Genomic DNA, 8,860 nt, shown 5'->3' with positions numbered 1-8,860 from the left:
GGCGAGAGCCCGGAGGACGCAGCCCGCAAAGCACGTTATAAGGCTTTTAGGGCCCTGGCGCAGGAAGCACCTGCGCAGGCAGCTATCAAAACCATAGTATTGGCCCAGCATGCCGACGACCAAGCGGAAACTTTACTGCTGGCTCTGAGCCGGGGTGCGGGCCTGCCGGGGCTGGCCTGCATGCCCGCCCGCTGGGAGCGCGACGGCATCCACTACCACCGCCCGCTGCTGGGCGTGCGGGCCGACCACATCCGCGATTGGCTAGCCCAGCGCGGCGTGGCCTACGTGACGGACCCGACCAACACCGACGAGTGCTTCACCCGCAACCGCATCCGCGCCCAACTGCTGCCGGTGCTGGAGGCCGCGTTTCCGCAGTTCCGCGAAACCTTTGCCCGCAGCGCCGCGCATGCCGCGCAGGCGCAAACCGTGCTGGTGGAAGTGGCGGAGCAAGATTTGCTTGCCGTGGGCCATCCACCCAAGATTGCCGCGCTGCAAAGCCTGTCATACGCTCGCCAGGCCAATGTGTTGCGGCACTGACTCACGGGCCGCCACCACACCACGCCCAGCACCGCACAACTGCACGAGCTGCAGCACCAAATCGCCGCCTGCACCACGCGTGGCCAAAAAATCCACATCAAAGTGGGCGCAGGCTTCGCCGTGCGGCGGGGCCTGTGGCTGGATTGGTACAATTCCAAGGCTTTGGACACCGTTTCTGCGGCGCTTCCAGACCTCTCGTAATTTGTGCCCTCGGGCACTCCACTTCTTAGCGTCTTCTACATTCCATGGCATTGATCGTTCACAAATACGGCGGCACGTCGATGGGCTCCACCGAGCGCATCCGCCTTGTCGCCAAGCGCGTCGCCAAATGGGCGCGCGCGGGCCACCAGATGGTGGTGGTCCCCAGCGCCATGAGCGGCGAAACCAACCGCCTGCTCGGCCTGGCCAAAGAGCTGGCACCCGCCAAACTCACCGAAGCCTACCAGCGCGAGCTCGACATGCTGGCCTCCACCGGCGAGCAAGTGTCGGTGGCCTTGTTGGCCATTGCGCTGCAAGGCGAGGGTATGGAGTCGGTCAGCTACGCAGGTTGGCAAGTGCCAATCCTGACCAACAGCGCCCACACCAAGGCCCGCATCGAATCCATCGACGACCACAAAGTGCGCGTCGATCTGGCAGCGGGCAAGGTCGTCATCGTCACCGGGTTCCAGGGCGTGGACGAGGCGGGCAACATCACCACGCTGGGCCGTGGCGGCAGTGACACCTCGGCCGTGGCCGTGGCCGCCGCCATGAAGGCCGCCGAATGCCTGATCTACACCGACGTGGATGGCATCTACACCACCGACCCGCGTGTGGTGCCCGAAGCGCGCCGTCTGCAGACCGTGGGCTTTGAAGAAATGCTGGAGATGGCCTCCATGGGCTCCAAAGTGCTGCAGATTCGCTCGGTCGAATTTGCCGGCAAATACAAAGTGCCGCTGCGGGTGCTGTCTAGCTTTACCCCGTGGGATATCGACATCGCCATTGAAGCCAAATCTGGCACCCTGATTACTTTTGAAGAAGACGAAAATATGGAACAAGCCATTGTCTCGGGCATCGCGTTCAACCGCGACGAAGCCAAAGTTTCCGTGCTGGGCGTGCCCGACACCCCCGGTATCGCCTACCAAATTCTGGGTGCCGTGGCCGATGCCAACATCGAAGTCGATGTGATCATCCAGAACGTCAGCAAAGACGGCAAGACCGACTTCAGCTTTACCGTGCACCGCAATGATTTTGCCAAGACGGTCGATTTGCTGAAGGAAAAAGTGCTGCCCAAGCTGGGTGCCACCGAGATCATTGGCGATGCCAAGATCTGCAAGGTCAGCATCGTCGGTATCGGCATGCGCAGCCATGTTGGCGTGGCCTGCAAGATGTTCCGCTGCCTGTCTGAGGAGGGCATCAACATCCAGATGATTTCCACCAGCGAAATCAAGACTTCGGTAGTGATCGACGAGAAGTACATGGAGCTGGCTGTGCGCGCGCTGCACAAAGCTTTTGAACTTGACCAGCCGGTGGCCTGACTTTCATCGACTCGGGTGCGGAGCACTCCGAGCGATGAAAGTTGCTTCGCGTTCATAAAGGGCTAAAAGTCGTGCGATAATATTGGTCTTGGAGACGTGACCGAGTGGCCGAAGGTGCTCCCCTGCTAAGGGAGTATGGGACTTAAAATTCCATCGAGGGTTCGAATCCCTCCGTCTCCTCCAAAACACGAAAGCCCTGCAACTGTAAAGTTGCAGGGCTTTTTTGTTGGCCCAATTGCCAGCGTCAGACCAGGTTCAGCGCATTCGTCAGGTCGCCCATCGGCGTTTGGCCGCGTGCCGTCATCGCGGCGTCACGGGTCTGCAGGCCGTCGAGTTTTTCCAGACCGAAGGTGCGGGTGACCAGGCGCAGGATCGACGCAGTGTCGTACACCGTGTGGTCGACAAAGCCCTTTTTGGCCAGCGGCGAGACCACCAGCGCAGGGACGCGCGAACCTGGACCAAAACGGTCGCCTTGGGGCGGTGCCACGTTGTCCCACCAGCCGCCGTTTTCGTCGACGGTGATCACCACCACCATGCTGCTCCACTGCGGACTGCTGCGCAGTACGGAGATGGCGTGGGCGATGTGCTGGTCGCCCGAGGCCACGTCGGTGTAGCCGCCGTGCATGTTCAGATTGCCCTGGGGTTTGTAGAACGTGACCGCGGGCAGCTTGCCGGCACGTGCATCCGACAAGAAGATGTTGGTGCTCTCGTCGTCGCCCAGGCCGCCATCGCGCAGCCGCTTGGTCCGGGCGGCCGTGCCGGGTGCCAGGTCCTTGAAATAGTTGAAGGGCTGGTGGTGGTACTGGAAGTTGGGCACCACCGGCACGCCGGTGGAAATGTTGGCGCCATGCTGGTCCAGCGTTTGCTGGAAGGCCCCGGCATACCAAGCCCATTCGATGCCTTTTTTGTCCAGCTTGTCGCCGATGTGTTCATGGCTTTGCGGTGGCACAACCGAGGCGTTGCTGGCCAAGGTGAGGTCCACGGTGGTACCGGTGCTGTCCAGCGTGAACGAGGTCGGCGTGGGCAGGTACGGCGGGAACATGGTGTTCACGCAGTAGCTGAGTCGGCTGCCGTCGGCCAAGGTCTCGGTGGGTGTCATGGAGCTCGGGCCGAACGTGGGAATGCCGGTCATCGCACTGGCCGGTGAGCTAGCCAGCTGCTTAAGTTTGGTACCGGTGGGCGTGCCATCGGTGGTGGTGGCGATGATGCCTTTGGCAATGCTGGTGTCGGCGTTGGGGTAGCGCGGTGCGGTGGCAGAAACCAGGTACTGGTGGTTCAGGAAAGAGCCGCCGAATGCGCCCTGGAAGAAGTTGTCGCACAAGACATAGTCGAGCGCCAGTTCCCATAGGCGCAGGCCGTAGCTGGTGTTAGCGTAATAGCCCATGGTGAAGCCACCGGAGTCGGCCCAGGCGGCAAACTGGTCGTTCTTGCCGCCATTGATCTGCATCTGGTTTTGGTAGAACACATGCCACAGATCGCGGTGGACCAGGGTCAGCGGCAGGTTTTCGCCCGAAGGGCCCTTGAGTGCAAAAGGCCCGTTGGCCAGACCTGTCTGGTACTGCTGGCCCGCCGCGTAGGCCGTGCCATTGGCGGTCTGGGCGACGGTCAGCCAGCCGTTGGGCACGGTGGGCAAAGTCGCCAGCAGCGTGGTGCCGTCCCGGTCGCGCTGCTGGTAGTCCGCAGGCAGCAGGCCCGACAGCGGCTTTTCGACACCGGGGAAGTTGGCAAACAGGTTGTTGAAACTGCGGTTTTCGCCGTAGATCACGACGATGGTCTTGACCTTGGCTTTCAGGGCGGCGTCGATGTCTGCGGCCGAAGCCACCACCGGACCGTCGTCACCGCCGCCGCAACCCGTCAAGGCCACCAGGGGCATGCCCACGGCACCGCCCAGCAGGATGTTGCGTCGGCTGATGCGTTGGCCCGTGGCGTTTTCGGGGGATGTGTTTTGGCCCGCAGAGGGTACGGAACCAGAGGGTTTTTTCATGTTGTAGTGCGCGTGGGGTTGAAGAGACTTTGAGGTTATGAACGGGCAGTGACATACCGGTGACACATTGCATGCCGCCCCCGCGTTCCGGCGTAAAGAACTGCAAAGTCGTTGCCATGCGCTGCTGGCTGCGCCCAGGCACATCGGGCAGCGGCCACGCACTGTGGCTCGCGTGGTGCGGCAAAATCTTGGGCAGGAGCGGGGGTGATGCAGGTCTGGCACCAAGCCCCCGCATGGGATCAACGCAGATGGAGGTGTGTGCCGACTGCGTGGCTGTATGTTGCTATTGAATGTATAGCTTCCGCCGCAGGCCCTATCTACGGTAGAGGGCAAAATGTCTTATAAAGATTAGAAGGAGACGTGCGCTATGGTTTGGATTGTCAGAGTGTGTCGCCAGTGGGTGTTGCCTAAGTGGCGGCATGCAGGGGGTGCCACATGCGCACGCTAGAAGGCGCGCGTTTGCGCTGGGTGACTTTTCTGGTGACCGGCGCGATGTTCATGGAGGTGCTGGACGGCAACATCATTGCCACGGCCTTGCCGGACATGGCGCATTCGTTTGGGGTGCCGGCGGTACAGCTGAACGTGGCGATGAGCGCCTACCTGCTGGCACTGGGCGTGTTCATCCCGGTCAGTGGATGGATTGCGGACCGGCTCGGCCCGCGCCAGGTGTTTGCTTGCGCCATCGCCGGTTTCACGCTGACCTCGGTGGCCTGCGGGCTGGTCACCGATCTGCACACCTTTGTCGGCTTGCGGGTGCTGCAGGGCGCCAGTGGGGCGCTGATGGTGCCGGTGGGGCGTTTGCTGGTGCTGCGCCACACACCCCAGGGCGGGCGCATGGCGGCTATGTCCAACCTGGTCTGGCCCGCGCTGGTGGCTCCGGTGCTTGCGCCGCCACTGGGTGGCTTCATCGTGAACCACGCCAGCTGGCACTGGATCTTTTTTCTCAACGTACCGCTGGGCATTGCGGCCTTTGGCTTGGCGCTGTGGCTGATCCCGAAGCTGGAGCCCACGGTGCGCAAACCCTTTGACTGGACCGGCTTTGTGCTGTGCGGTGGTGGCATGTTCGCCTTGCTCGGCGCGCTGGAGCAACTGACCAACGCGGTGGATGTGGTCAACCTGTTGGTGTTCATTGGCGGGGGACTTTTGCTGGCTGCCGCGCTGCGGCATTTCCGCCGCTCCGCTAGCCCAATGCTGGACCTGGCACCGATGCGTATTCCCACCTTTCGCGCGGTGATGTTGGGGGGCTCCTTCTCGCGCATGGGGATCAGCAGCCTGCCGTTTTTGCTGCCGCTGATGTTCCAGCTCGGGTTAGGGATGGATGCCTTGCATTCGGGCCTTTGGCTGTTGGTGATGTTCGCGGGCAACCTGGCCATGAAGAGCGTGACCACACCGATCCTGCGGCGCTTCGGCTACCGCCCGGTGATGCTCTGGAATGGGCTGCTGGCCGGGCTCTGTCTGGCTGCCTGGGCTTTGGTCGGCCCCGCCACGCCAGCCGCCGTGCTGGTGCCGATGTTGTTTGTGAGCGGCATGACGCGTTCGATGCAGTTCACCTGCTTGGGCACTATTGCCTATGCTGACGTGCCCGAGCGGCAGATGGCCGACGCCAACGGGCTGTTCAACGTCGTCTCGCAGGTCAGCATGGCGGCGGGCATCACCCTGGGGGCGATGTCCATCCGCCTGGGCCAAGAGCTGTCGGGTTCGCTGGGTTTGGCCACGTCGGCCTTCGAGTACAAGCTGGCTTTTGTGGTGGCCGCCACGGTGGCGCTGGCCGGGCTGCTGGACACCCTGAGGCTGCCCCAGGGCGCGGGCGACCATTTCGTGGCGCGTAAATAAATTTATTCCACCGGTGGCCGCACGCGGAAGCCGTCGCCAAGTTTGCGGACCCCATCGTCAACCGCTACCGAAGATCAGCGTGCCGACTGGTGCGCCGGTGGACGGAAAAAGCTTGGAACTTCATACCACCCACTCAGGGAAAGCGTGATTTTCGAAGACGGTCTTCGGTGCCATACTTCAACCCGTGAGGTCAGTGGTGCTATTATTTTCGCAGCATCTTCCGCAATCTGCACGGAGACTTGTAGGAGGATTTATTCTGTTCGGCGAGGTCCATTTTTTTGAGGCTGCAATTTTTTGTCACACCCTACCGGCTAACGGCGGAGCGACTTGGTTGTAAGCGGGTGGCTTCGGGTGACCCAATTTCATAGCTCCAGGAGATCGGTCATGCATTTTATTTTCCGCCTCGCGAGCCAATGCATTTTGCTGTTGGGTCTGGTCTCTCCGGCGTGGGGCCAACAGACGTTGACATTCGCAATCGTTCCACAGCAGTCCGCCACGCAGCTTGCCGAAGCCTGGACGCCCGTGCTGGCTTGGCTTTCGCAGAGTTCGGGCTTGCACCTGCAGTTTGTCACAGCACCGGATGTGCCCAGCTTTGAGCAGCGTTTGACCGCGGGTGAGTACGACGTCGCCTACATGAATCCCTACCACTACACGGTCTTCAGCGCACACCCCGGCTATCGGGCACTGTCGCGCGCCAAGGGCGACCGCATCAAAGGCATTGTGGTGGTTAAGAAAGACAGCCCGGTCAAGAGCCTGAGCGATTTGGCCGGAAAGACGCTTGCCTTTCCCACGCCTGCTGCGTTCGCGGCCAGCTTGCTGGTGCAAGCCGAATTGCGCGGGCGTGGTATTGCCTTTACACCCAAGATTGTCAATTCCCACAATTCGGTCTACCGCAGCGTTGCCAAAGGCCTCTTTCCTGGCGGTGGTGGAATTCCCCGGACCCTGGAGTTGCTGGATGAAAGCGTGCGAAGCGAGTTGCGTGTTCTTTGGGAAACCCGAGAGTTCACGCCCCATGCCATTGCCACCCGTCCTGGTCTGGACGCTGCGGTGCGGGCGCAGCTCTGGAAAGCCATGCGCGAGATGGGTGCTGATCCTCGCGGCCAAGAATTGCTCAAGGGCATTGGATTCACGGGCTTCGAAGCGGCCAAGGATGAGGACTGGGACGATGTGCGCAGTCTGAAGATCCGGCCCGAAGATGCCCACTTGAAAATCGAGCCCTAGCCGTGCGCAGACCCAGCATGGTCCTTTCTTTTCGTGTCAAGACCATACTCGGCATCGCCTTGATTGAGGTCATCATGCTGGCAGTGTTGATTGTGGGTGTGACACGCTTTCTGCACGACTCCAACGAGCGCCAACTTGCTTTGCATGCCGAAGTCACGGCGGGCACATTTGCGGCCATGGTCCGTGATGGCGTCATCAGCTCCGACTTGGAGCGCCTTCAATCTGCGGCCGACTTGTTAAGTTCCAGCCGCGGCATCGTATTTGCCCGCATTCTGGACGCACGCCAGCAGGTGCTGGCGCAAGCGGGAAAACCGCAATTTCTGCGGGTTCCGTACATACGCTCATCCAGTGTGGCGGATGCGCCGGACTTCGTTTTTTCAGTGGATGCGCCGATTGCGGTGCAGGGCACGCAATTTGGGGTGGTTCAAGTGGGCTTTGATGTCCAGGATCTAGAGGCAAGCTTGGCATCGGCACAACGTTGGAGCTTGGTTATTGCGGGACTGGAAATTGCCTTGGTCGCGGTGTTCTCGTATGTGCTGGGTGGTTACCTGTTACGCCAGGTGACGCAGTTCACCCATGGGGCGCAGCAAATCAGCGGTGGCAATGCAGGCATGCAACTGAATGTGGTTGGCAATGACGAAATCGCCCAGGCTACCCGCGCTTTTAACGCCATGTCGGGGTCTATTCTGCGGGCCAAGGAAAAACTGGAATCGCGGGTGCGGCAAAAGACCGCCGAGCTGCAACTGGCCAAAGACGACGCAGACACAGCGAACCGCGCCAAGAGCCAATTTTTGGCCAACATGAGCCACGAAATTCGCACCCCCATGAACGCCGTGCTGGGCATGCTGCAACTGGTGCAGAAAACCGCGCTGGACGGTCGGCAGCGCGACTATGTGGGCAAAGCCCAATCCGCTGCCAAATCCTTGCTGGGGTTGCTCAATGACATTCTGGATTTTTCCAAGATGGAGGCGGGGAAATTGCAGCTGGATCTGTACCCGTTTGAACTCGAAGAGCTGATGCGCGATTTGGCGGTGGTGCTCAGTGGCAACGAAGGCACTACCGACGTCGAAGTCATCTTTGAAATAGACCCCGCGCTACCGCCCCTTTTGTACGGCGACCGACTGCGTTTGCAGCAGATTTTTATCAATCTGGCGGGCAATGCGGTGAAGTTCACGCAACACGGGCAAGTGGTGATCCGGTTGGCACAAAGGGCGCGTGTGGCGGACGATTTGACGCTGCGGGTAGAGATTATGGATACCGGCATCGGCATGAGCCCAGAGCAGCTCACGCGCATCTTCGATGGCTTCACGCAGGCTGAGGCGTCCACCGCACGGCGTTTTGGTGGGACCGGCCTGGGTTTGATCATCAGCCAGCGGCTGGTGGCCTTGATGGGGGGCAGTTTGTTGGTAGAAAGTGAGCTGGGAAAAGGCAGCCGTTTCTGGTTTGACATCACATTGGCTGTGGGCGAAACGACCGAACCGGCAGCGACGCGCGCCGCATTTCCGCAAAAACTACGTGTGCTGGTGGTCGATGACAACCCTTTGAGCCGCGAAATTCTCATCAAGACCCTGGAGACGATGGCTTGGGTTGCAGACGGTGCCAGCAGCGGCGCTGCCGGCGTTGAAAGCGTAAGACGTGCGCAGGCGCTGGCAACCCCCTACGACGTAGTGCTGATGGATTGGCGGATGCCCGGAATGGACGGTTTGGCTGCGGCATCGCAGATTAAAGAAGAGCTTCCCGGAAACCCACTTCCCGTCATCATCATGGTGAC

General features: G+C 60.8%; 5 protein-coding genes, 1 tRNA gene and 1 pseudogene. 6 read left to right on the top strand and 1 reads right to left on the bottom strand.

Annotated elements, in window-relative coordinates; genetic code table 11:
• From tilS to ABI213_RS02400, 3 genes and pseudogenes are all read left to right on the top strand, one after another.
• Positions 1-738 (top strand): annotated as a pseudogene (gene tilS, locus ABI213_RS02410) (tRNA lysidine(34) synthetase TilS); the annotation flags it as partial.
• A gap of 44 nt (positions 739-782) precedes the next feature.
• Complete coding sequence (locus tag ABI213_RS02405; protein WP_348008896.1) at positions 783-2,051, top strand: aspartate kinase; 1,269 nt, start codon at positions 783-785, stop codon at positions 2,049-2,051.
• 90 nt (positions 2,052-2,141) lie between these two features.
• Positions 2,142-2,234 (top strand) — tRNA-Ser (locus ABI213_RS02400).
• A gap of 61 nt (positions 2,235-2,295) precedes the next feature.
• On the opposite strand, the gene acpA is transcribed toward ABI213_RS02400, so the two are convergent.
• The gene (gene acpA, locus ABI213_RS02395) at positions 2,296-4,035 is read right to left on the bottom strand and encodes an acid phosphatase (RefSeq protein WP_348008897.1); all 1,740 of its coding nucleotides are present in this window, start codon (positions 4,033-4,035) and stop codon (positions 2,296-2,298) included.
• 435 nt (positions 4,036-4,470) lie between these two features.
• Here acpA and ABI213_RS02390 point away from each other — a divergent pair, with 435 nt between their 5' ends.
• From ABI213_RS02390 to ABI213_RS02380, 3 genes are all read left to right on the top strand, one after another.
• Positions 4,471-5,868: an MFS transporter gene (locus ABI213_RS02390; RefSeq protein ID WP_348008898.1), complete on the top strand. Its 1,398-nt coding sequence runs from the start codon at positions 4,471-4,473 to the stop codon at positions 5,866-5,868.
• Positions 5,869-6,252: 384 nt separating this feature from the next.
• Entirely contained in the window at positions 6,253-7,089 is an 837-nt protein-coding gene (locus ABI213_RS02385; RefSeq protein WP_348008899.1) for a phosphate/phosphite/phosphonate ABC transporter substrate-binding protein, read from the top strand.
• Between the two features lie 17 nt (positions 7,090-7,106).
• The coding region (locus ABI213_RS02380) for an ATP-binding protein (RefSeq protein WP_348025953.1) at positions 7,107-8,860 on the top strand (1,754 nt) is incomplete at its 3' end.

It is taken from the genome of Rhodoferax sp. (genome assembly GCF_039922535.1).
Classification (GTDB): domain Bacteria; phylum Pseudomonadota; class Gammaproteobacteria; order Burkholderiales; family Burkholderiaceae_C; genus Rhodoferax_B.
The sequence above is the reverse complement of the archived record's forward strand: the minus strand, read 5'-3'. Positions and strand labels throughout refer to the sequence as shown.

What these genes read in the sequence shown, in the direction of transcription:
- ABI213_RS02405 (WP_348008896.1), top strand. Translation starts at nt 783, where the DNA reads ATGGCATTGATCGTTCACAAATACGGCGGCACGTCGATGGGCTCCACC.
- acpA (WP_348008897.1), bottom strand. Translation starts at nt 4,035, where the DNA reads ATGAAAAAACCCTCTGGTTCCGTACCCTCTGCGGGCCAAAACACATCC.
- ABI213_RS02390 (WP_348008898.1), top strand. Translation starts at nt 4,471, where the DNA reads ATGCGCACGCTAGAAGGCGCGCGTTTGCGCTGGGTGACTTTTCTGGTG.
- ABI213_RS02385 (WP_348008899.1), top strand. Translation starts at nt 6,253, where the DNA reads ATGCATTTTATTTTCCGCCTCGCGAGCCAATGCATTTTGCTGTTGGGT.